Source organism: Streptomyces sp. NPDC045021 (assembly GCF_056432645.1).
The window spans coordinates 50786-72195 of record NZ_JBWKIQ010000016.1; the positions used below are offsets into that span (position 1 = coordinate 50786).

Genomic DNA, 21410 nt, shown 5'->3' on the forward strand with positions numbered 1-21410 from the left:
AAGCGGTCGGTCAGGTCCACGGAAGAGCAAAATCGTATGCGCGGGGTATGGCCGGTCTCCTCCCTGTTCGGGATGATGCGCCCAGATGGCGCGGATCGAGGGGGGTCGCTGTGACGGCGATGAGTGTGCAGCCCTATTGGGAACTGACCTTCGACGCGGACGGGGACGTGGACGCCCGGCAGCGTGATCAACTGCTGGCGGGGGTGACCGCCGAGGGGGTCACCGATCTGGTGATGTTCTCGCACGGCTGGAACAACGACCAATCCATGGCGACCTGGCTGTACGACCGGTTCTTCGCGCCCTTCCCGGGGCTGCTCGGTGCCGGCGCCCGGGTCCGGCTCGGCTATGTCGGCGTGCTGTGGCCCGCCATGCGGTTCAGCGACGAGCCCATCCCCGACTTCACGCCCTCGCTCACGCTCGCCCCCGTCCCGGCCGGCCGGACCGTGCTCAGCGAGGAGACGTGCCAGGCCCTGACCACGGCGTTCCCCGGCCAGGACGCGACGGTGCGGCGGCTGGCGGAGCTGCTGCGGGAGCGTCCCGACTCCCCCGAGGCGCTGGGGGAATTCGCGCGGCTGGTCCGCGAGCTCGTGGCGCTGCCGGCGGGCAGCCCCGCCGCCGCGTTCGCCGCGGACTCAGGCGACGGCGGGCCGCAGGCCGAGCCGGCGATCCTCGGGGACGACCCGGTGGGGCTCTGCGCGGAGCTCACCGCGGCGCTCCAGGAGACCGGTGTCGACCTCGGCCCCGACGACCCGGAATTCCTCGGCGGGCTCGGGAAGCGGCTGTGGAACGGCGCTCACGAACTGCTGCGGCAGGCCACGTACTTCGCGATGAAGCGGCGGGCCGGCACGGTCGGCCGGCGCGGTCTCGGCCCGATGCTGGGCCGGCTGTCACAGGCCGCGGGACCGGTACGGGTGCACCTGGTGGGACACAGCTTCGGCGCCCGCCTGGTGTCGTTCGCACTGCTCGGGCTGCCCGCCGGGGCGCACAACGTCAAGTCCGTGACGCTGCTGCAGGGCGCCTTCTCGCACTACGCGTACGCGCGGCAGCTGCCCGGTGACGCGTCACGCTCGGGGGCGCTGCGCGATGCCGAGAACCGGGTGGACGGGCCCGTGGTGTCCTGCTTCTCCAGCCACGACACCGCGCTCGGGGTGATCTACCCGATCGCGTCGAGGCTGTCGCGTGACGACGCCTCGTTGATCGGGCTCGGCGACCGCTGGGGCGCGATGGGCCACGACGGCATCCAGGCCGTCGACGGCACCCGGGCCGCGACGATCGACGACGCCCGCGCCGGCCGGTTCCCGGCGTCCGGCTGCGTGAGCGTGGATGTGTCGGCCGTCGTGCGCAGCGGATCCCCTCCGGCGGGCGCGCACAGCGACATCTGCCACGAGGAGCTGGCGCGCGTGGTGCTCGCCGCGGGACGGATAGCGCACTGAGTCTCCGTCCCGCGGCGATGCGTCGCGGGACGGAGCTCTTTGAACTGCTGCTGGCGAGTTACCGGTGCGCTACCGGTGCGCGGGGAACTCGACGACCTGCTGGAACGTCGGCCGGTTCTGCCAGCTGATCTTGTCCTGGGTGATTCCGCCCAGCGGCCGCTGGATGATCGTGTCGGAGCACCACTGGTCGCCCGCCGAACAGTTGGCATCACCCGGGTAGACGGTGGTCGCGGGCTTCGCGACCGCCTGCTTCAACGTCGCCAGCAGCACGTCACGGCAGGCGCCGAGGGTGCCGCCGCCGCAGAAGGCCTGCGGCGTCCAGCCCTGCACCGGGTCGCCGAGGACCTTCCGCAGGTCCTTGTCCGCGTACCCCCACCAGCCGTACTGGAAGGCGCTGCCCGCGTGCGCTCCGGTCGGTCCGTGACCGGCGGACGGCGACTCGTCGATCGAGAGGTTCGCGGTCAGCGCCGCGTACAGGCTGTCGCCGAGCCCCGGCCGGAACGCGCCGTCGATCAGCAGCGGCCACCACGCGTCCATGGTGCGGACCGCGTCCGCGTTCGCGTACACGTGGGAGCCCGCCGACGTCTCCTTGCGCTTGCTGCCGGCCGTGCCCCAGTCGGACAACTGCTGTACGGCGGTGACCAGTTGCGGATCGGTCACCGGAGCGCTGCGCAGCACGCGCAACAGTTCGGGCAGGACGTCCTCACCGCGCAGGTCGGTCAGCGCGGCGTCGGCCATCGCCTTGGTGAGCGCGGACCGGGTCACCCCGCCCGCGGCGACGAGCTGCTTCACCCGGTCGTTCAGCAGGTCCCCGCGGTGCACGGGACCGTTGCCGAAGCCGGCCGAGGTGAACTCCTTGGCCTGCTTGTTGTTCCACGAGACGTAGTAGTCCTGGTCGACGGATTGCGGGTGCTGCGCGGACGGGGTGTAGGTGGCGGTGTTGGTCGCCGAGTTCCAGCCCTGCCACTCGTAGGCGGCCTCCGCCTTCACCGGGAACGAGGGGTCCACGCCGGCGGCGCGCACCGGATTGGTCCCGCTGTTGTAGTAGGCGGTCTGCCGTGAGTCCGCGTAGAACCAGTTGAAGGTGTAGTTGATGTGCTCGGTGGCCTGCTGGAACGAGGCCGCGTCATGGACGAACCCCGGATCGTTCAGCATCTGGAAGCCGATGATCGAGTCGGCCTCGTGCCGGTACGAGCTGCGCAGCGTCGTGTACGCGACCGCCTTGCCGCCTACCGTCGCGCGGTACTCCACCGGCCCGTACGCCGTCCGGTAGACCTGCATCCGGTAGGAGCCCGCGGCGGTCGAGTCGGCGACCGTGGGCTTCCAGGAGTTGACGCGCTCCAGCTTCTCCATGGGCGTGCACACGCCGTGGTAGACGTAGTGCACGGCGTCCTGGCACAGCTCGACGGCGTAGGTGTCGGTGATGTCCTGGCCGGCGGAGGTGGCGCTCCAGGCGTAGTCCTGGCCGCGGCCGAGCTCCACGTACATCCCGAGCCCGGCGAACGAGGCGCCGCGCGCGCTGATCCCCGGGCCCTGGATCTCCTGGAGCATCAGCAACTGCGGTGCGAAGTACCCGGTCTGCGGGCCGAATACGGCGAGCGGATGGCCGCTCGCGGTGTGCGCGCCGCTGACCACCAGCGCGTTGGACATGCCCTTCTTGGTGGAGAACAGGTTCGCCGGCAGCGCGCCGTTGTCGAAGATGCCCTGCGCCGCCTTGAGCGGTCCGGCCTTGACCGGGGTCTTCGCGGCGGTCGCCGCGCCGCCCGTCCGGTCGTAGACCAGCGGTTCAGGAACCACCGTTCCGGCCTCGGGAATCGCCATCCCCTGCGGGTTGGCCGGCTTGCCCGCGTACGGGAAGCTGGAGCCGTCGTGCACGGTCAGCATGGCCTCGGGGTCGTTGCGCTCGCGGAACGTCTCCCAGACCGTGGTGCCCTGGGTGACGCCGTACTTCTGCTGCGCGGCGAGCAGCGAGATCGCGCTCTGCACCTCACCGCCGCCGCCCGAGCCGAACAGTGCGCCGATGACTGAGCCGAGCGCGATCAGGTCGGTGAGTTTGAATGGCTGGATTTCGCCGGCATTGGTGATCGCGTCGATCTGGCCGGTCAGCACGTACTCGCCGGGGAAGTAACGGCCGTTCTTGGACGCGGTGATGTAGGCGTTGATGCCGTTGACGTACGCCTGCACGTCGGCCAGCGCCTGCTGCCCTCGTGCGCCGTTGCCCGCCGTGATCTGGTCGACCTGTGCCTGGAGGTCCGCCTCGGTGTACGGGGCCGCCCGCCAGAACTCCTGCTCCAGCTGCTGGTTGGCGGCCGCGCCGCCCGCGAAGGACGACAGCTGGCCACGCCCCACGTGCCGGAACAGGTCCATCAGCCACAGCCGGTCCTGCGCGGCCGCGTACCCCGCGCCGTACTCCGTTCCGTCGCGGGTGGTGCCCTTGATGTGCGGGACGCCGGTCTTCTTGTCGCGGGTGATGGTGACGTCGGCGCGCGGCGTCGTCACGGACGCGACCTGGGCGGCCGGGACGCCGAAGGAGGCGTCGTTGAAGAAGTTGCTGATGGAGGCATCGGTCAACGACGGATAGCCGGTGGCCAGGTTGGCGTACGGTCCGAGCTGGTCGGCGGCGTGCGCCGGCCTGGTGCCGAAGACCTTGTGGGCGAGGATGTCGGCGAGCGTCGCGTTGCCGTTCTCACCGGGCGGCAGGATGTCGCCGCACTGGCCCTGGCAGTAGTCGGTGGTGGGGTCCGCCGCCTGGGCCGCCTGCGGCAGCGGTACGACGAGGGTGACGCCGAGCGCGAGCAGCGCCGCGGCGGTCACCGTTCTGAGCTTGCGGGTGCCTACCTTGCCCTTGCGGGCGCCTGCCTTGCCGGTGCGTAGGTTGCCGGTGCGTTGTGGCATTCCTGCTCCTCTCGGAGGCCGTTGGGCCGGAGGTTACCGCCGGTACGCTCATGTCGGAAGGTGAACATGCGTCACCTTTTCGTTCGGCTTTTTCAACCGCCCAGGGGTTTACCGACAACCAACTGCTGTACCGGCACGTCGGCTCACCGTCTTCGGGCTCGGCGAACGCATCGCCGCCACGTCCCGGATGTCCGAGGCCATGGCGCTCCTCCCCAGCAGCCTCACCCTCGGCAACGCCGCCGGAGCGGCGCTCGCCGGACACCTTGCCGACGCCCGCGGCTACGGCGCCGCCTTCTCGGCGACCTACGTCACCTCGGCCGTCGTCCTCGCCGTCGTCCTGACCGGCCTGCGGCTGCCGGCCTTCCGGCGAACGGGCTGACGGCGCAAGGGCGTCGGCCGTGTTGGTCGGGTTGGTCGGGTCGGCCGGCGCTCAGAGCGCGTCCCACGGGGCGGACTCGAAGAGTTCGATCACCCGCTTCACCAGATCGGAGTCGACCGGCAGGACCAGGTCGTCCAGCCGGCCGACCGGGGCGACCCCGCGGGAGTTGCAGGCGAAGGCGCCGTCGAACGAGGCCACGTCCGCCACCGTGATCCGCTGGTGGCGCCATGGCAGGCCCGCCGCGTCCATCTCCCGCTGGATCACCCGCATCGTGATGCCGTGCAGGGCGGGTGCGTCGGGCCAGACGACGGTGCCGCCGTCGGCGAAGCCGACATTGGTGATCGCGCCCTCCGCGATCACGCCGCCGGGTCCGACGAGCAGCGCCTCGTCGAACCCCGCCTCACGGGCCGCGTTGCCGAAGTAGCCCTGGCCGAAGCCTCCGACGTGCTTCACATGGGCCACCGTCCGCTGGTAGTCGACGGACATCAGGCTCTGCGGACCACTGGGCGCCGGCCCCGGCCCTCGGACCGTCACCATGAGGGACACATCGCCGGCCTCGTCAGAAGCGGTGCCGGTGCCGGCGATCGGGTCGGGGCGGAAAACGTTGACGCGTACCGAGGCGTCGAAGTCATCACCCAGCGCGTGCCGGATCGCGTCCAGGACGCGCCCGCCGTCCAGGCCGGTGCCGAACAGCTCCTGGGTGGCGCGGGCCAGCCGGTCGAGGTGGAAGTCGAGACCGCGCACCGCGCGCCCTCTGACCTGCATGGCGGTGAAGTGGCCGTAGCTGCTGACCATGACGTACCGCGCCAGGTCCTCGGCGGTGGCGGGGCGGCCGTCGATCTCGATCCGGGGGGCAGGAGAACCAGTCATGACGATCACCCAATCACGTCGCCCCCATCGGCCGGCTCGCACACCGACCCGTCGTGCGCGAAGAGCACCCGCCGCGGATCGAACGCGGCGAGCCGGTCCAGCCACGACGGATAGGGCGGCAGCGGCTGCTCCACGCCGTCGAGCGCGGCACGGCGGGCCAGCTGGTCCGCCGCGAAGTGCGACGCGGCATCGCGCGCCTGTCCCGCGAGCACCACCGTGCCGTCGCGCTGCCGCACCACCAACGACTGGTGCCCATCGGTATGTCCTGGCGTCGGGACGACCAGGACCCCGGGCCAGATCTCGGCCTCACCGGCCAACTCCTCGTAGACCGCGCCCGGGAAGTCGACGAGCTCGTCGGCCGTGTACCCGCCGCGCCGGGCGGTCGCCAGCTCCTGCGCCTGCACCAGCACCGGTTTCCCGGCCAGCAGCGGATTCCCCCCGATGTGGTCGAAGTGCAGATGGCAGTTGACCACCAGATCGATGTCCCCCGGAGCCACCCCGGCCGCCGCGAGCGCACCCTCCAGCGGGCGCCGCCTGGGCCGGTAATGGGCCTCCGTCTCCGGACCGGCGTCCCCGATCCCGGTGTCGAACAGGATCAGCCCCTCGTCCCTGCGCACCAGATACCCGAGCACCGGCTCCACCCGCGGATACGGTTCCCCGGCCTCCGCCGCGGGCCGGACGAAGTAGCCGAGATCGAGCCGCCGTATCGCCGTGTCACCGTTCATCCCGCCATCATCACGAGCGCCCGCACACGCTTCCGGTGTTCCGCCGAGAGCTGACGGGAACGGCTGTCAGCCCAGCGCCTTGGCCGCGGCCCCGGGTTCCCAACCGTCGAGCAGCCGCTCCATTGCCGATACGGGAAGGCCCCTGTTGGCCGCCGCCCCCGAAGCCACGTCCCAGTCGGGGTCGGCCAGCAGTTCCATCACGACCGCCGGATCCATCGCGGGGTGCTGAACGGCGTGGCGGCGTCCGTCGGAGTGTTCCAGGCAGATCAGCAGCGTCTCCGTGGTGGTCGACGGGTGGCGGGCGATGGGGCGCAGTGCCTTGCGGACCGCGCGGGAGTCGAGCGCCATCCGGTGCGCGAGGTCGCCCAGGAGTTCCGGGTCGGCGCGGCTGATGAACCGGGCCAGCAGATGCTGCGGCAGCGCTTCGTTCTCGGCGAGGCCGCACAGCTGGGCCCCGTGTTCCAACGCCGGTTCACGCACCGGTTCCGTCACATGTCCTCCGTGTCCTTCGTGGTGCCGCACCGGCGCCCGGTGTCGCCATTCCCAGCTGGGAATTGAGGGCGGAACCGGTGGCGCACACGATGGGGGCATGACGAATCATGACGTACGGACAGGTGTGCTGCTGCCGACCGGCAAGGCTCAGTGGGGGGCGGGGACGGATCCTCGGGCGGTGATCGGGTTCGGGGTTCGGGCGGAGGGGCTCGGGTTCGATTCGGTGTGGGCCAACGACTCCCTGCTGAGTCCGCGGATCGAGGCGCTGACCGCACTGGCGGCGCTGGCGGCGGTGACCGAGCGGGTCACGCTCGGGACGGCGGCGCTGCTGCCGGTGCTGCGGCGTCCGGTGCAGGCCGCGCAGGCCATCGCGTCGGTGGATCTGCTGTCGGGCGGGCGGCTGGCGCTGGCCGTCGGGGCGGGGTTCCCCGGTCGGTTCGGGCGGCCGCTGTACGACCTGTCGGAGGTGCCGTGGGCGGACCGGTTCACCCGGCTCGACGAAACGGTGGCGCTGTGGCGCCAGTTGTGGACGGGCGAGGGACCTACGTCGTTTCACGGGAAGGTGCTGCACTTCGACGACATCCCGGCGGGTACGGCTTCCTACCGACCGGGCGGTCCGCCGATCTGGCTGGGCGGAGCGACCCCCGCGGCCCTGGCGCGTACGGGCCGGTTGTACGACGGCTGGCTGCCGTACCCGCCCGATCCCGCGGACTACACGACCGGCCTGCACGACATCCGGGACGTGGCGGAGCGGGCGGGCCGGGGCGCCGAGGACATGACCGCCGCGCTCTTCGCGACCGTGCTCATCACCGATGCCGCCGACGGCGGCCGCCAGGCACTGGACGCCTATACGCGGGCCAACTACGGGGCTCCGCTGGAGGAGATCGAGAAGATCCAGTTCATCACCGCAGGTACCCGCGAAGAGGTGGCACGGACGGTGGGGCGGTATGTCGACGCGGGCGCACGGCACATCCTCTTCCGGCCCGTCGGGCTCGACATCGACTCGCAGACGCAGCAGTTGGAGGCGCTCGCCGACCTCTCACGGGGACTGGCCGTTACCGGCGGGTAGTGCGAGGATCGCGACGCACGGTGACGTGACGTCGAACGAGCAGAGGACGGGACAGCCATGGCGCAGCTGCACGATCTGACCGCGGTGGAGCAGGCGGAGCAGGTACGGACGGGATCCGTCTCGCCGGTCGAACTGACCGAGCACTATCTCGACCGCGTCGAGCGGCTCAACGAGACCGTCGGTGCGTACATCACCGTAACCCCCGAGATCGCCCGCAAGCAGGCGGCCGACGCGGAGAGCGAAGCGCTGGCCGCGCGCCGCGAGCGGCGCGAACTGCCGCCGCTGCACGGCGTTCCGGTGCCGGTGAAGGACCTCAACTTCGTGGCGGGGGTGCGCTGCACGCTCGGCTCGCGGGCGTACGCCGACCACGTCCCCGACATCGACGACCATGTGGTGACGAAGCTCCGCGAGGCGGGGACGATCCTGCTCGGCAAGACCAACACCCCCGAGTTCGGGCTGCCCTGCTACACCGAGAACCAGCTCGCGCCGCCCGCCCGCACCCCCTGGGACCTGGAGCTTTCCGCCGGCGGTTCCAGCGGGGGCGCCGCCGCGGCGGTCGCGTCCGGGCTGGCGCCGATCGCGCAGGGCAGCGACGGCGGCGGTTCGATCCGCATTCCGGCGTCCGTCTGCGGGCTGTTCGGCATCAAGCCGAGCCGGGGACGGGTCAGCGGCGGTCCCGTGCAGCACGATGTGAGCGGTCTGAGCACGTCGGGGCCGCTCGCCCGCAGCGTCGCGGACGCCGCCACGCTGCTCGACATCCTGGCGGGCCCGATGCCCGGCGTCCCGTACGGGGCGCCCTCGCTGCCGCCGGGCACGACCTTCGCCTCGTACGCCGGGATCGAGCCGGGGCGGCTGCGGGTGGTGGCGCTGCCGACCCCGCCGGTGCCGGGCGTGGAACTGCACCCGGACTGCCGGGCGGCGTACGACGGGGCGGCGGAGCTGCTGCGCGACCTCGGCCACCAGGTGGACGAGATGGAGCTGCCGGTCGACGACGGCATCCGCCACGCCTTCGGCCAGGTGTGGGGCGTGATGTCGACCGTCTACCCGGTCGCCCCGGAGCACGAGGAGCTGCTGATGCCGCTCACCCGGCATCTGCGCGAGCGGGGCGGCCGGGTGTCGGGGTCGGAGTTCGCGGCGGCGCTGTACGCGTTCCGCGCGCTGGGCCAGCTGATCGCCGACGCGCTGCTGTCCTCGTACGACGTCATCCTGACCCCGACGCTGGCCCAGCCGCCCGCCCCGGTGGGCGGGCTGCGCAACGACGCCGACCCGGCGGCGGAGTTCGCCGGCCTGGCGGCCTTCACGCCGTTCACCCCGCTCTACAACGCCACCGGCCAGCCGGCGGTGAACGTTCCGCTGCACTGGACGGCGGCGGGCCTGCCGATCGGCGTGATGTTCGGCGGCCGGTACGGGGACGAGGCCACGCTCATCTCGCTGTCGGCGCAGCTGGAGGCGGCCCGGCCGTGGGCGCAGCGCCGGCCCTCGATGTGGTGAGCCGCCCCGCTCCGGCACGCTGAATCCCCGCTGGGAATCTCCTGTGCCCGACGTGCGGGCGTTGACACGGCCGACGACCCGAACCATGCTGAGCAAGCGCTTAGTAACCCGTTGGGCAGTTGGGCACAGGAGGCATCAGATGTCGCAGGCCAGGATCTTCGCTTCGCTGGACGATCTCCGGGCGGCGGTCGGCGAGCAGCTCGGTACGACCGGCTGGCTGGAGGTCGACCAGAAGCGGATCGACCTGTTCGCGGAGGCGACCGGCGACCACCAGTGGATCCACGTCGACCCGGAGAAGGCCGCCCAGGGACCGTTCGGTACGACCATCGCGCACGGCTATCTGACGCTGTCGCTGATCCCGTCGCTCACGCCCGACCTCTTCCGGGTCGAGGGCGTGAAGATGGGCGTCAACTACGGCGTCAACAAGGTCCGCTTCCCCGCGCCCGTACCGGTCGGCTCGCGGCTGCGGGCGACCGCGCAGATCGCGGAGGTCACCGAGGTCGGCGGCGGCGTCCAGCTCGTCACCAGGGTGACGATCGAGCGCGAGGGCGGGGACAAGCCGGTCTGCGTCGCGGAGACGGTGGCCCGCTTCTATCTGTGACCGCCGCCGGACCCTACGACCGGAGTCCGTCCGCGGACACGGGCTGACGCGGGCTGACCATGCGCCCGACGAGGTCGGCATAGAGCACGCCGACGTCGTCGGGCGTACGGCGTCCGTCGGGGTTGAACCAGCGGGCCACGTCGATGCACAGCGACAGGATGGCGAGCGCGGTGCCGGCGACGTCCGGCACGTCGAAGTCGCCGGACCGTACGCCGTCCTCGATGATCGAGCGGACCGCGCGCTCCGACTTGCGGCGCAGCGCGACGATCTCGGTGTAGTGCTCCTCGGCGAGGGCGCCCAGCTCGTACTGCACGACGCGGGCGGTGGTGTGCCGCTCCGCATGCCAGCTGACGAAGGCCCGGACGGCCACGGCGAGCCGCTCGCCCGGCTCGCCGGAGCCGTTGGCGGCCTCTTCGAGCAGGCCGACGGAGCGCAGATGGCCGACCCGGCTGATCTGGTAGAGCAGCTCTTCCTTGGTCTTGTAGTGGATGTAGAGCGCGGCGGGGCTCATCCCGGCGCGACCGGCGATGTCACGGGTCGTCGTCGCGTGGTACCCGCGCTCGGCGAACGCCTCGACCGCGGCGACCACCAGCCGGCGGGCCGCATCGGGGGTGACGTCGCTCCACACGTCGGTCGTTCCTGCCTCCACATCCATGGCCGACACCCTACAGCCAAGGTGAGCAAGCGCTTAGATACCGGCCGGTCGGTCAATCAGACCGGCCGCCCGGCGCTCAGAAGGCGGAGACCCCGGTCAGGGCGCGCCCGATGAGCAGCTTGTGGATCTGGCTGGTGCCCTCGTACAGCGTCATGACGCGCGCATCCCGCAGCAGCTTCCCCGCCGGGTACTCGTCGATGTACCCGTGCCCGCCGAACACCTGCAGCGCGTTGTTGGCGGCGCGCACCGCGGCCTCGCTGGCGTAGAGCTTCGCCACCGAGGACTCGGTGGCGAAGGGCAGCCCGCGGTCGATGTGGTCGGCGACGCGCCAGGTGAGGAGCCGGGCGGCGTCCACGTCCACGGCGATGTCGGATATCAGCTCCTGCACGAGTTGGTGGTGGGCGATCGGCTTGCCGAACTGCTCGCGCTCCCCCGCGTACGCCACGGCCGCGTCCAGGCACGCCTGGGCGATCCCGACGCAGCCCGCGGCGACCGACATCCGCCCCTTGGCCAGAGCGGACATCGCGACCGAGAAGCCCTTGCCCTCGGGCGCGATCATGGCGGAGGCCGGCACGCGGACCTCGTCGAGAACCAGCTCGGCGGTGGCTTGGCCGCGCAGCCCGAGCTTGCCGTGGATCTCCCTGCGCGTCAGTCCGGGGGTGTCGGTGGGCACGAGGAAGGCGCTGACGCCCTTGTGACCCGGCGCCTGCACGGGATCGCCGGTGCGCGCGAAGAGCAGGACGACATCGGCCCAGGTGCCGTTGGTGATGAACATCTTGGAGCCGGTGATCACGTAGGAATCGCCGTCGCGGACCGCCCGGGTGGTCAGGTTCGCGGCGTCCGAACCGGTGCCGGGCTCGGTCAGCCCGAAGCAGCCGACCGCCTCACCGGAGGTGAGCCGCGGCAGCCACGCGCGCTTCTGCTCCTCGCTGCCCCAGTACGCGATCGACTTGGCGACCAACCCCAGCGACACCGAGACGATGCCGCGCACGGCGGAGTCACCCCGACCCAGCTCCTCAGTCACAAGGCAGTACGCGAGATGGTCGCCGCCCGAGCCGCCGTACTCCTCGTCGATCGTGAGACCGAGGAACCCGAGCGCGCCGAGCTTCTTGACGATCCCCCGGTCCACGCTCTCGGCGCGGTCCCACGCCACCACATGCGGCGTGATCTCGCGTTCCGTGAAGTCCCTGGCGAGCTGCCGGACGGCGGTCTGCTCCTGCGAGAGCGCAAGGTCCACGGGGGCACCTCCCATAAATTAGCACCGCTAGTTTTCGGTGCGCAGGCCCTACTATGCGTGGCATGGCCCGCCCTCGCAAGCCCCTCCTGAACCGCGAACTCATCGTCGCTGCGGCGCTCACACTCGTGGACACGGAAGGGCTGCAGGCGCTCTCGACCCGGCGACTCGCGGCCGAACTCGGGGTCAGCGGGCCCTCGCTCTACAACCACTTCAAGGTCAAGGACGACATCCTCGACGCGGTGGCCGACACGGTCGTCTCCCAGGTCGATCTGTCGATGTTCCAGGGCGGTCCCGACTGGCGGACGGCGCTACTGGCGTGGGGCCGCTCCTACCGCGCGGCCCTGACCGCACACCCCAACATCGTGCCGTTCCTCGCCCAGGGACCGGGCCGCAGGCCGGCCGGACTGCGGATGGCCGACGCCGTCTTCGGCGGCATGGTGGACGCCGGCTGGCCGCCCGCGCACGCCACCCGCATCGGCGCGCTGATGCGGTACTTCGTGGCGGGCTCCGCCCTCGGCTCGTTCGCCCGCGGCTTCGTCGACGACGCGGGAGCGTACGACCCGGCCGACTACCCGCACCTGGGCAGCGCACATCTGCTGGCGGAGCACCAACAGCAGGTCGACGAGGGCGCGTTCGAGACGGGACTGCGGGCCCTGGTGGACGGGCTGGCCCTGCAGTACGAAGAGCTGTCCCGTTAGTCTCCTGCCATGTCCGAACCCGAGGTCTACGTCAACTACCGCAAGTACGACGGATCGCTGCACTGGAATCTGCGGATGCGGCGGCTCGGCGAGGACGAGCACGGTGTCTGGCTCGGGCTGCCCGCCGACAGCGTGATGCGCAAGGGCGACGGCCCGGAGATCCCGTGCCCGGAGGCGCATGTGATCCTCTTCCCTCGGCAGGGGTGGTGGACGGCGGCCTTCAACGCCGCACCCCGCTCCACCGAGATCTACTGCGACATCACCACGCCGCCGCAGTGGGTCTCCGGGATCGAGGTCACCATGATCGACCTCGACCTCGACGTGCTCCTCAAGCGCGGCGAGCCCGCACCGCGCCTCGTGGACGAGGACGAGTTCGCCGAACACCAGGTCCGCTACGGCTATCCGGCCGACGTCATCGAGCAGGCTGCCGGATCGGCCCAGTGGCTCATGAAACAGGTGGGCGACGGAGCCGAACCGTTCGCCACGACCTACCGCGGGTGGCTCGCCCACGTCGAGTAGAGACGAAGCGGGCCGCCCGAACGTGAGGTGACCGGGGCCGCAGGGGTGGGGTCCGAAATGCTGCCGTGTATTTGTGGGCCGCTGGGGGCACCCCCGGCCGAAGGTTGGGGGACCGTAAATATACGATTTCGGACCTCCACCCCGGAGGACCCGGGCACCGCACCCACGACGCACGATCAGTCGAACACCACCAGAGCCCGCCCGCCACGCCCACTCGTCATAGCCTCGAACGCCGCCGGAATCCCGTCCAGCCCGATCCGCTCCGTCACCATCGCCCCGAGGTCGAGGCGCCCCGCGCGGATGTGTTCCGCCAGCACCGGCAGATCCCTGGCCGGGTCGCTGTTGCCGTAGACGCAGCCGGACAGGGTGCGGCCGAAGTAGAACAGTTCCAGCGCGGAGAACGTGACCTGCTGGTCCTGGCCGCCGATGCCGACGACCGTCGTGCGCCCGCCGCGCCGGGTGGCAGACCAAGCGGTACGGATGGTGTCGGCGCGGCCGACGCACTCGATGGCGACGTCCGCGCCGTACCCGCCGGTCAGTTTGCGGATCCGCTTCGCGGTGTCAGGGGTGTCAGAGGTGCCGGAGGAGTCGTCGGAGGCGAGCACGAACTCGGTGGCCCCCGCCGCCCTCGCCAGTTCCTCCTTCGCCGGCGAGACATCGACGGCGATGATCGGGCCTGCGCCCGCGATGCGGGTGGACTGCAGCACGGACAGCCCGACGCCACCGACACCGAAGACCGCGACCGACTCGCCGGTGAGGACCCGCGCGGCGTGGTGGACGGCCCCGTAGCCGGTGAGGACCGCGCAGCCGAGCAGCGCGGCGTCGGTGAGCGGGATACCGTCCGGCAGCGGCAGGATCGCGTTCTCGGGGACGACCGTCTCCTCGGCGAAGACCGCGGTGCCCAGCCCCGGGTACAGCTCGCTCCCGTCCGAGGAGAGCTTCGCGTACGGGTGCGTCGCGGCGGCTCCGGCGTTGGCGCAGAGCCAGGGCTCGTCCAGGCCGCAGAAGTGACAGGCACCGCAGGAGGGCGCCCAGTTGAGGACGACGCGGTCGCCCGGCGCGACTGCCGTGACACCCTCGCCGACCTCGATGACGGTCCCGGCGCCCTCGTGCCCGAGGACGGCCGGGACGGGCTGCCGCAGCGTCCCGTTGGACAGCGACAGGTCGGAGTGGCAGACGCCCGCGGCGGCGAGGCGCACCCGGACCTGGCCGGGGCCAGGTGCCGTAATCTCGATCTCGGTGACGATCAGGGGCTGGCTGACGGCGGGAAGGACGGCGGCGCGGACCACGGGTTTCCTCTCGGACTCTCTTCTGGGACTGCTCCGGCCACTCGGCTGTGGACGTTCGGGCAGCCCGGAGCACGGTACCCATCACAGCGGCAGGCCAGAACCGGCGGCCGGATCTGGAGCTCGGAACCGGACCTCAGAACCGGACCTCGGAACCGGAGCCCAGAACCGGGAGCCCAGAACCAGCGCTCAGAACTGGAGCGACTTCGTCTGCAGATACTCCGCCAGCCCATGCGTGCCCAGCTCGCGGCCGACGCCCGACTGCTTGTACCCGCCGAACGGCGCCAGCGGGTTGAACCGGCCGCCGTTGATGTCGACCTGCCCGGTGTCCATCCGGCGGGCGAACGCGACGGCTTCGGACTCCTCGGCCGCCCAGACCGCGCCCGCAAGACCGTAGACGGTGCCGTTGGCGATGCGCAGGGCGTCGTCCTCGTCCTCGTACTTCAGGATCGCGACGACCGGGCCGAAGATCTCCTCCTGGGCGATGGTCATCTCCGGGGTGACGTCGGCGAAGACGGTCGGCCGGATGTAGTAGCCGTTCCCGAACCCCTCGGGGGCGTCGGGTCCGCCCGCGACGACCCTGGCGCCCTCCTCGATGCCGCGCCGGATGTAGCCGCGGACCCGGTCGCGCTGCTTGGCGTTGACGACCGGACCGAGCCGGTCCCCCGGCACGTACTTGGCGGCGGCGGCCGTGGCGATCTCCACGGCCTCGTCGTACCGGTCGGCGTCGACGAGCATGCGCGTCCAGGCGCTGCAGGTCTGGCCGGAGTTGGAGAAGACGTTGCCGAGCCCCACGTTGACCGCCTTGGCGAGGTCGGCGCTCGGCAGGATGACGTTGGCGGACTTGCCGCCGAGTTCGAGGGCGACGCGCTTGACGGCGGCGCCCGCGGTGGCGCCGATCTGCTTGCCGACGGCGGTGGAGCCGGTGAACGAGACGAGGTCCACGCCGTCGTGAGCGGCCAGCGCCTGTCCGGCGACCGGGCCGAGGCCGGTGACGAGGTTGAACACCCCGGCCGGGATGCCCGCCTCGTCGACGGCCTCGGCGAAGAGCTGTGCCGTGAGCGGGGTGTCCTCGGCGGGCTTGAGGACGATCGTGCAGCCCGCGGCGAGCGCGGGGGCGACCTTGGCGACGATCTGGTGCAGCGGGTAGTTCCAGGGCGTGATGGCGCCGACGACGCCCACCGGCTCCTGGAGGACGGTGGAGTTGCCGACCTTCTCCTCGAAGGCGTACGACGCGGCGAGCTCCGCGTACGAGCCGGCCACGGCGATCGGCAGGTCGGTGTGGACGGCGGCGGCGAAGCCGAGCGGGGCGCCGAGTTCGGCGCTGATGGTCCCGGCGATCTCCTCGCGGCGGGCCGCCAGCCGGTCGCGCAGCGCGCCGATGAGTGCGGCGCGGTCGGCGGGCGCGGTCGCGGCCCAGCCGGGAAGCGCGGCGCGCGCGGCCCGTACGGCGGCGTCGACGTCCTGCGGGGTACCGGCCGGCACGGAAGCGATGACCTGCTCGTCCGCCGGGTTGACCACCTCGATCGACTCGTGCCCGGCGGCGGGGCGCCATGCCCCGTCGATGTACATGCCGTCGTGAGCCTTCACGTCGTCGTCCTCCCAATAGGGGGCGGTCTGCCTGAACCACCCGACCGACCCGCCCAAACTAGCGCCGTTAGTTTTGGCCCGCCAGAGGCCCTTCCGTGTGCTGGCTCACGTCGCCCCGGCCGACGTCGCCCCGGCTCACATCACCGCGGCTCACATCACCCCGGCTCACATCACCCCGGCTCACGTCACCCCGGCTCACGTCGCCCCGGCCGACGTCGCCCCGGCTCACATCACCGCGGCTCACGTCGCCCCCGCTCACGTCATCCCCGCTCACGTCGCCCCCGCTCACGTCACCCCCGCTCACCTCCGCCAGCGGCGAGATCTGCACCGGGAAGCCGTTGAGGACGGCGGTGCCGGAGAGCGGGTCGAGGCGGCTGCCGTCGAGGAGTTGGTTGACGTTGGCGCCGGGGCGCAGGCCGGCGGTGGCCAGCCGGGTGCCGTCGCGGTCGTGCCCCCAGCCGTGCGGCAGGCTGACGACGCCGGGGCGTACGGCGTCGGTGACCTCGACGGGGGCCTCGATCTCGCCGCCGTCGCCCTTGATCAGGGCGGTCGCCCCGTCGGCGAGCCCGAACCGGGCCGCGTCCTCGGGGTGGACCTGCAGGGTGCAGAGGTTGGTGCCGCCGGAGAGCGCCGGCAGGTTGTGCATCCAGCTGTTGTTGGAGCGCAGATGGCGGCGGCCGATGAGGACGGGCCCCGCCGCCCGTTCGGTCAGGGAGCGCAGCAGCCGCGGCACGTCGGCGACGATCGGCGCGGGGGCGAGTTCGATCCGGCCCGACGGAGTGCGCAGGACCTCGGGGATGCGGGGGGCGAGCGGGCCGAGGTCGATGCCGTGCGGCTGGGCGAGGACCTTGTCGAGGGTGAGGCCGTACGGGCCGAGGCGGAGCATGAGGTCGAGCCGCCGCTCGTATCCGGTCCGGCCGCCGAGCCGGCCCGCCAGCTCGGCCGGGTCGCCGCCGTGCAGCGGCGAGTGCGGGTCGGCGATCGCGCGGGCGAGCAGCCGGGTGATGGCCTGCTCGTCGACGGCGGCGGGGTCCGCGTCCGGCTCCGCGCCGGACAGGATCTGGACGAGCCGGGCGTAGATCTCGGGCTCGTCGGGTCGGCCGTCCTCCAGCTCGACGGCCGGGCGGCTGTAGCGCACGGTGTTGCGGACGGCGAGCGTGGAGAAGGCGAAGTCGTAGTGCGCGCTCTGCGTCGGGCGCGGCGGCGGCAGCACGACATGGGCGTGCCGGGAGGTCTCGTTGAGATACGGGTCCACGCTGACCATGAAGTCCAGCCCGGCCAGCGCCCGGTCGAGCCGGTGCCCGTCGGGCGCGGAGAGCACCGGGTTGGCGGCGAGAGCGATGACGGCCCGGATGCGGCCTTCGCCGGGGGTGTCGATCTCCTCGGCGAGAGCGGCGCTGGGGAGTTCGCTCTTCACCTCGGGGTGGCCGGAGACCCGGCTGTGCCAGCGGCCGACGGTGAAGCCCTTGCCTGGCGCGGCGGGCCGGGGCGCCCGCGCGGTCGGGGCGAGCGGGAACATCGCGCCGCCGGGCCGGTCGAGGTTGCCGGTCAGCACGTTGAGCACGTCCACCAGCCAGCTGCACAGGGTGCCGAACTCGACGGCGGTGCTGCCGAGCCGCCCGTAGACGGCGGCGCTGGGCGCGGCGGCCAGTTCGCGGGCGAGGGCGCGGATCTCGGCGGCCGGCACCTCGCACACGCCCTCGACGGCCTCCGGGGTGAACGCGGCGGCCAGCGCGCGCACCTCCTCCACGCCGGTCACCTGGTCGGCGAGCGCGCCGAGATCGGTCAGGTCCTCGGCGAACAGCACGTGGACGACGGCGAAGAGCAGCGCCGCGTCGGTGCCCGGCCGCAGCGAGACGTGCCGGTCGGCGATCTCGGCGGTACGGGTGCGCTTGGGGTCGATGACGGTGATCCGTCCGCCGCGCCGCCGCAGCGCCTTGAGCTTGCCGGGGAAGTCGGCGGCGGTGGCCAGACTGCCGTTGGAGACCAGCGGGTTCGCGCCGATGACGAGCAGGTGGTCGGTGCGGTCCAGGTCGGGGACCGGGATCGCGTTGGGGTCGCCGAAGAGATAGCCGCACGCGACGTGCTTGGGCATCTGGTCGAGGGTGCTGGCGGAGAAGATGTTGCGGCTGCGCAGGGCGCCGATCAGCTGCGAGGGGTAGAGGCCGCCCGCGACGGTGTGCACGTTGGGGTTGCCGAGGACGACCCCCACGGCGTCGGGCCCGTGCGCGGCGGTGATCGCGCCGAGTCCCGCGGCGACGGCCGCGAACGCCTCGGCCCAGCTGGTCTCGACGAGCCGGCCGTCCTGGCGTACGAGGGGCCGCCTCAACCGGTCGGGGTCGGCGTCGAGGGCGCCGAAGGTCGCGCCCTTGGGGCAGATGAAGCCGGCGCTGAACACGTCGTCGCGGTCGCCGCGGGCGCTCGTGACCGTGTCGTCCTCAAGGGTGAGTGTCAGACCGCAGGTGGCCTCGCACAGCGGGCAGATACGCAGGGCGGTACGGGTCATCAGGCTCTCCTGGGACGAGGGCAGCGCACGTACAGGTGAGCATACCGACCGGTATGCATGTGTGAACCCCCGGGAGGGCCCCAATCGGACGGCCGATCGGGACCCTCCGGCCGATTGGGACCCTCCCGATCGGCCGGCCGACAGGACCCAGCGGTACTGCCTAACGGTCGGGCTAACGGTCGAGATAGGCGCTCAGCAGCCGTTTGGTCTCGGCGATGACGGCCGGGTCCCCCGCCGGATCGGTACGGAAGGCCAGCTGGAGCAAGGCGTCGGCGGCCTCCACGCTGATCACGAAGGTGAGGCGGGCGTACGCGTCCGCCGGGTCGAGGCCCAGCGGCCCGGCGAGCAGGTCGAGCAGCCGGTCGGCGACGTGGCGATTGGGGTCGGGTTCACCCGGGATGCCGAAATCGACGAGCTCGAAACCGGGGGTGACGCCCTTCATCGCGATGTACTCGTCGACGACCACCTCGACGGCGACGTCGAGCGACAGCGGGGTGCCGGGCGGCGGCCGGCGGCCCCTCGTCCCCGCTCCCCGTTCCCCGAGGCGGGCCGTGACGCGATCCAGGTACCGGTCGAGATTGCGTTGCGCCAAGGCGTCGGCCATGGCGCGCTTGTTGGAGAAGAAGCGGTAGACGGAGCCGATCGGGACGCCGGCGCGGGCGGCCACCGCGCGGGTGCTGAGGCTGTCGTACCCGGCCTCGTCCAGCAGCTGCGCGCAGGCGTCGAGGATGCGGCTGAGGCGTTCGGTGCTGCGCTGCTGCACCGGGGTTCGGCGGAGCCCATGGCCGGTCACGGCACACCCTCCTTTTCAGGCCACCCTAGCGGCGGCCCGGTCCAAGGTCATTGACGGTTTGCCGGTCGCATTCCTATGGTCGACCATAGGAATGGAACAACGGCACCGGGAGCGCACGATGGGCAGCACGCACGACACGGACCTCACGTACTCCCCCGGTTTTGGGAACGAGCACGTCAGCGAGGCGGTGCCCGGAGCCGTGCCGATCGGCCGGAACTCTCCGCAGCGCGCCCCGCTCGGCCTGTACGCGGAGCAGCTCAGCGGCACCGCGTTCACCGAGCCCCGGCACCAGAACCGCCGCAGCTGGCTGTACCGGATCCGCCCCTCGGCCGCGCATCCGCCGTTCCGCCGCGTCGACAACGGCGCGCTGCGCAGCGCGCCCTTCCTGGACGTCGAGCCCGACCCCAACCGGCTGCGCTGGAGCGCGCCCGCGCTGCCGGACGTGCCCACGGACTTCGTCCAGGGCCTGGTCTCCGTAGGGGGCAACGGCGACGTGCTGCGCCGCGAGGGCATCGGCATCCACTGGTACGCGGCCAACACGTCGATGACGGACCGGGTCTTCTCCTCCTCCGACGGCGAGTTCCTGATCGTGCCCGAGCACGGCACCCTGCTGCTCCGCACCGAGCTGGGCCTGCTCCAGGCCGGCCCCGGCGAGGTGGCGCTCATCCCCCGCGGGCTCCGTTTCCGGGTGGAGCTGCTGGATCCCACGGCCCGCGGCTATGTCTGCGAGAACTACGGCCAGGCCTTCCGGCTCCCCGACCTCGGCCCGATCGGGGCGAACGGCCTGGCCAACGCGCGGGACTTCCTGGCGCCGGTGGCCGCCTTCGAGGACCGCGAGGAACCGGTCGAGGTGCTCAACAAGTTCGGCGGGAACCTCTGGGCGGCGACCTACGACCACTCGCCGCTCGATGTCGTCGGCTGGCACGGCAACTTCGTCCCGTACGTCTACGACCTGCGGCGCTTCAACGTCCTGGGCTCGCTGAGCTACGACCACCCGGACCCGTCGATCTTCACCGTGCTGACCTCCCCCTCCGACACCCCCGGGCTGGCCAACGCCGACTTCGTCGTCTTCGCGCCGCGCTGGCTGGTCGGCGAGGACACCTTCCGCCCGCCGTACTTCCACCGCAACGTCATGAGCGAGTTCATGGGCCTGATCGAGGGCGCGTACGACGCGAAGGCGGAGGGGTTCGTCCCCGGCGGCTCCTCGCTGCACAACATGATGTCGGCGCACGGTCCGGACCGCGCCACCTTCGACAAGGCCAGCGCCGCCGAGCTGAAGCCGCAGAAGGTCGACGACGGGCTGGCCTTCATGTTCGAGACGCGCTGGCCCGTCGTACCGACCACCGGCGCGCTCGCCGCCGATCACCGGCAGGAGGGTTACGACGAGGTGTGGAAGGGCCTTGAGCGGCACTTCAGGACGTCATGACCGCCTTCGCCCCGGACTCGATCGTCCTCAACCGCAAACTGCCGCTGTGGTACCAGGTCTCGCAGTCGCTGCGCGCCTCGATACTGGGCCGCCGCCCGGACGCCCCGCTGCGGCTGCCGACCGAGGACGACCTGGCAGGCCACTACGGCGTGAGCGTGCTGACGATGCGCCAGGCGCTCAAGGAACTGGAGGCGGAGGGGCTGATCAGCCGGCACCGGCGGCGTGGCACCTTCATAGAACCGACCGCGCTGCGCGGCGCCCCGGTCCGGCTGCTGGGGTCGGTCGACGCGATCGTGGCCCAGCAGTCGGGGGAGCACACCGCGGTGCTCTCGCACGGGACCGCGCCCGTTCCGTCCTGGGCCGCCGAGCACTTCCCGGACCTGGCGGAGGCGGCCTTCTTCCGGCGGCTGCGCTGCGAGGAGAGCGGCGAGCCGACCAACTGGGCGGAGAACTTCGTCCGTCCGGAACTCGCCGGGCGCATCGATCTGGCCGACCTCGAACGGTGGCCGATGACGAAGGTCCTGCGGGACGCGGTCGGTGTGCGGATCAGCCGGATCACCGACACGGTGGAGGCCCGGCTGGCGGATCCGGAGACCGCGCGGTTGCTCCAGGTCCCGCTGCTCAGCCCGATCCTGCACTACACGGGGGTGACGTACGACGAGTCGGGGCGCGCGGTGGACGTGGTGCGGATCCACTACCGCGGGGACCGGTTCTCGTTCACGGTGACGATGGAGGCGCGCTGACG

At 71.8% G+C, this 21410-nt stretch carries 19 protein-coding genes; 9 read left to right on the forward strand and 10 right to left on the reverse strand.

Features of this window, described 5'->3' with window-relative positions; genetic code table 11:
* Positions 1–119 precede the first annotated feature (119 nt).
* A complete protein-coding gene (locus tag AC07DC_RS35270) occupies positions 120–1433 on the forward strand; it encodes a serine-threonine protein kinase (protein WP_478918755.1) in 1314 nt (437 codons plus the stop codon).
* A 69-nt stretch (positions 1434–1502) separates the two neighbouring features.
* Here the strand turns inward: AC07DC_RS35270 and AC07DC_RS35275 are convergent, their stop codons facing one another.
* Positions 1503–4328, reverse strand: coding sequence for a penicillin acylase family protein (locus AC07DC_RS35275; RefSeq protein WP_478918610.1), 2826 nt, complete (start codon positions 4326–4328; stop codon positions 1503–1505).
* 199 nt (positions 4329–4527) lie between these two features.
* Between AC07DC_RS35275 and AC07DC_RS35280 the strand changes: the two genes are divergently transcribed.
* Positions 4528–4707 carry a hypothetical protein gene (locus tag AC07DC_RS35280; protein ID WP_478918611.1) on the forward strand — a complete coding sequence of 60 codons (180 nt, stop codon included), beginning with the start codon at positions 4528–4530 and terminating at the stop codon, positions 4705–4707.
* A 51-nt stretch (positions 4708–4758) separates the two neighbouring features.
* On the opposite strand, the gene AC07DC_RS35285 is transcribed toward AC07DC_RS35280, so the two are convergent.
* The 3 genes from AC07DC_RS35285 to AC07DC_RS35295 all read right to left on the reverse strand — a co-directional run bounded on the left by AC07DC_RS35285 (position 4759) and on the right by AC07DC_RS35295 (position 6794).
* A complete protein-coding gene (locus AC07DC_RS35285) occupies positions 4759–5577 on the reverse strand; it encodes an aminotransferase class IV (protein WP_478918613.1) in 819 nt (272 codons plus the stop codon).
* Between the two features lie 5 nt (positions 5578–5582).
* A complete protein-coding gene (locus AC07DC_RS35290; protein WP_478918614.1) occupies positions 5583–6302 on the reverse strand; it encodes an N-acyl homoserine lactonase family protein in 720 nt (239 codons plus the stop codon).
* A 66-nt stretch (positions 6303–6368) separates the two neighbouring features.
* Positions 6369–6794: a hypothetical protein gene (locus AC07DC_RS35295; RefSeq protein WP_478918615.1), complete on the reverse strand. Its 426-nt coding sequence runs from the start codon at positions 6792–6794 to the stop codon at positions 6369–6371.
* Positions 6795–6891: 97 nt separating this feature from the next.
* Between AC07DC_RS35295 and AC07DC_RS35300 the strand changes: the two genes are divergently transcribed.
* The 3 genes from AC07DC_RS35300 (at position 6892) to AC07DC_RS35310 (ending at position 9955) form a co-directional block, all read left to right on the forward strand.
* Positions 6892–7863 (forward strand): LLM class flavin-dependent oxidoreductase, encoded by a 972-nt coding sequence (locus AC07DC_RS35300; RefSeq protein ID WP_478918617.1) that lies wholly within the window; start codon positions 6892–6894, stop codon positions 7861–7863.
* 57 nt (positions 7864–7920) lie between these two features.
* Positions 7921–9354 (forward strand): amidase, encoded by a 1434-nt coding sequence (locus AC07DC_RS35305; RefSeq protein WP_478918618.1) that lies wholly within the window; start codon positions 7921–7923, stop codon positions 9352–9354.
* Positions 9355–9493: 139 nt separating this feature from the next.
* On the forward strand, positions 9494–9955 hold the full coding sequence (locus tag AC07DC_RS35310; RefSeq protein ID WP_478918619.1) for a MaoC family dehydratase: 462 nt from the start codon (positions 9494–9496) through the stop codon (positions 9953–9955).
* Positions 9956–9968: 13 nt separating this feature from the next.
* On the opposite strand, the gene AC07DC_RS35315 is transcribed toward AC07DC_RS35310, so the two are convergent.
* Positions 9969–10610, reverse strand: coding sequence for a TetR/AcrR family transcriptional regulator (locus AC07DC_RS35315; protein WP_478918620.1), 642 nt, complete (start codon positions 10608–10610; stop codon positions 9969–9971).
* A gap of 76 nt (positions 10611–10686) precedes the next feature.
* Positions 10687–11847, reverse strand: a complete 1161-nt coding sequence (locus AC07DC_RS35320; RefSeq protein WP_478918621.1) for an acyl-CoA dehydrogenase family protein — start codon at positions 11845–11847, stop codon at positions 10687–10689.
* A 62-nt stretch (positions 11848–11909) separates the two neighbouring features.
* Here AC07DC_RS35320 and AC07DC_RS35325 point away from each other — a divergent pair, with 62 nt between their 5' ends.
* Together AC07DC_RS35325 and AC07DC_RS35330 are read left to right on the forward strand one after the other, a co-directional pair.
* Positions 11910–12545, forward strand: a complete 636-nt coding sequence (locus AC07DC_RS35325) for a TetR/AcrR family transcriptional regulator (protein WP_478918623.1) — start codon at positions 11910–11912, stop codon at positions 12543–12545.
* Positions 12546–12554: 9 nt separating this feature from the next.
* Positions 12555–13064 (forward strand): DUF402 domain-containing protein, encoded by a 510-nt coding sequence (locus tag AC07DC_RS35330; protein ID WP_478918624.1) that lies wholly within the window; start codon positions 12555–12557, stop codon positions 13062–13064.
* A 176-nt stretch (positions 13065–13240) separates the two neighbouring features.
* Here AC07DC_RS35330 and AC07DC_RS35335 read toward each other — a convergent pair whose 3' ends face one another.
* From AC07DC_RS35335 to AC07DC_RS35350, 4 genes are all read right to left on the reverse strand, one after another.
* Positions 13241–14353 (reverse strand): Zn-dependent alcohol dehydrogenase, encoded by a 1113-nt coding sequence (locus AC07DC_RS35335; protein ID WP_478918625.1) that lies wholly within the window; start codon positions 14351–14353, stop codon positions 13241–13243.
* A 186-nt stretch (positions 14354–14539) separates the two neighbouring features.
* Positions 14540–15940 (reverse strand): aldehyde dehydrogenase family protein, encoded by a 1401-nt coding sequence (locus tag AC07DC_RS35340; RefSeq protein ID WP_478918626.1) that lies wholly within the window; start codon positions 15938–15940, stop codon positions 14540–14542.
* A gap of 67 nt (positions 15941–16007) precedes the next feature.
* Positions 16008–18446 carry a molybdopterin-dependent oxidoreductase gene (locus AC07DC_RS35345; RefSeq protein ID WP_478918628.1) on the reverse strand — a complete coding sequence of 813 codons (2439 nt, stop codon included), beginning with the start codon at positions 18444–18446 and terminating at the stop codon, positions 16008–16010.
* A gap of 172 nt (positions 18447–18618) precedes the next feature.
* Positions 18619–19239: a TetR/AcrR family transcriptional regulator gene (locus tag AC07DC_RS35350; RefSeq protein ID WP_478918630.1), complete on the reverse strand. Its 621-nt coding sequence runs from the start codon at positions 19237–19239 to the stop codon at positions 18619–18621.
* A gap of 118 nt (positions 19240–19357) precedes the next feature.
* Between AC07DC_RS35350 and hmgA the strand changes: the two genes are divergently transcribed.
* Positions 19358–20665 (forward strand): homogentisate 1,2-dioxygenase, encoded by a 1308-nt coding sequence (gene hmgA, locus AC07DC_RS35355; protein ID WP_478918631.1) that lies wholly within the window; start codon positions 19358–19360, stop codon positions 20663–20665.
* The gene (locus tag AC07DC_RS35360) at positions 20662–21408 is read left to right on the forward strand and encodes a GntR family transcriptional regulator (RefSeq protein ID WP_478918633.1); all 747 of its coding nucleotides are present in this window, start codon (positions 20662–20664) and stop codon (positions 21406–21408) included. The genes hmgA and AC07DC_RS35360 overlap by 4 nt, the downstream gene beginning before the upstream one ends.
* Positions 21409–21410: the final 2 nt, after the last annotated feature.

Excerpts from the sequence above, each read along its gene's own strand:
- AC07DC_RS35270 (WP_478918755.1), top strand. The coding sequence starts at position 120 with ATGAGTGTGCAGCCCTATTGGGAACTGACCTTCGACGCGGACGGGGAC.
- AC07DC_RS35275 (WP_478918610.1), bottom strand. The coding sequence starts at position 4,328 with ATGCCACAACGCACCGGCAACCTACGCACCGGCAAGGCAGGCGCCCGC.
- AC07DC_RS35280 (WP_478918611.1), top strand. The coding sequence starts at position 4,528 with ATGGCGCTCCTCCCCAGCAGCCTCACCCTCGGCAACGCCGCCGGAGCG.
- AC07DC_RS35285 (WP_478918613.1), bottom strand. The coding sequence starts at position 5,577 with ATGACTGGTTCTCCTGCCCCCCGGATCGAGATCGACGGCCGCCCCGCC.
- AC07DC_RS35290 (WP_478918614.1), bottom strand. The coding sequence starts at position 6,302 with ATGAACGGTGACACGGCGATACGGCGGCTCGATCTCGGCTACTTCGTC.
- AC07DC_RS35300 (WP_478918617.1), top strand. The coding sequence starts at position 6,892 with ATGACGAATCATGACGTACGGACAGGTGTGCTGCTGCCGACCGGCAAG.
- AC07DC_RS35305 (WP_478918618.1), top strand. The coding sequence starts at position 7,921 with ATGGCGCAGCTGCACGATCTGACCGCGGTGGAGCAGGCGGAGCAGGTA.
- AC07DC_RS35310 (WP_478918619.1), top strand. The coding sequence starts at position 9,494 with ATGTCGCAGGCCAGGATCTTCGCTTCGCTGGACGATCTCCGGGCGGCG.
- AC07DC_RS35315 (WP_478918620.1), bottom strand. The coding sequence starts at position 10,610 with ATGGATGTGGAGGCAGGAACGACCGACGTGTGGAGCGACGTCACCCCC.
- AC07DC_RS35325 (WP_478918623.1), top strand. The coding sequence starts at position 11,910 with ATGGCCCGCCCTCGCAAGCCCCTCCTGAACCGCGAACTCATCGTCGCT.
- AC07DC_RS35330 (WP_478918624.1), top strand. The coding sequence starts at position 12,555 with ATGTCCGAACCCGAGGTCTACGTCAACTACCGCAAGTACGACGGATCG.
- AC07DC_RS35345 (WP_478918628.1), bottom strand. The coding sequence starts at position 18,446 with ATGACCCGTACCGCCCTGCGTATCTGCCCGCTGTGCGAGGCCACCTGC.
- hmgA (WP_478918631.1), top strand. The coding sequence starts at position 19,358 with ATGGGCAGCACGCACGACACGGACCTCACGTACTCCCCCGGTTTTGGG.
- AC07DC_RS35360 (WP_478918633.1), top strand. The coding sequence starts at position 20,662 with ATGACCGCCTTCGCCCCGGACTCGATCGTCCTCAACCGCAAACTGCCG.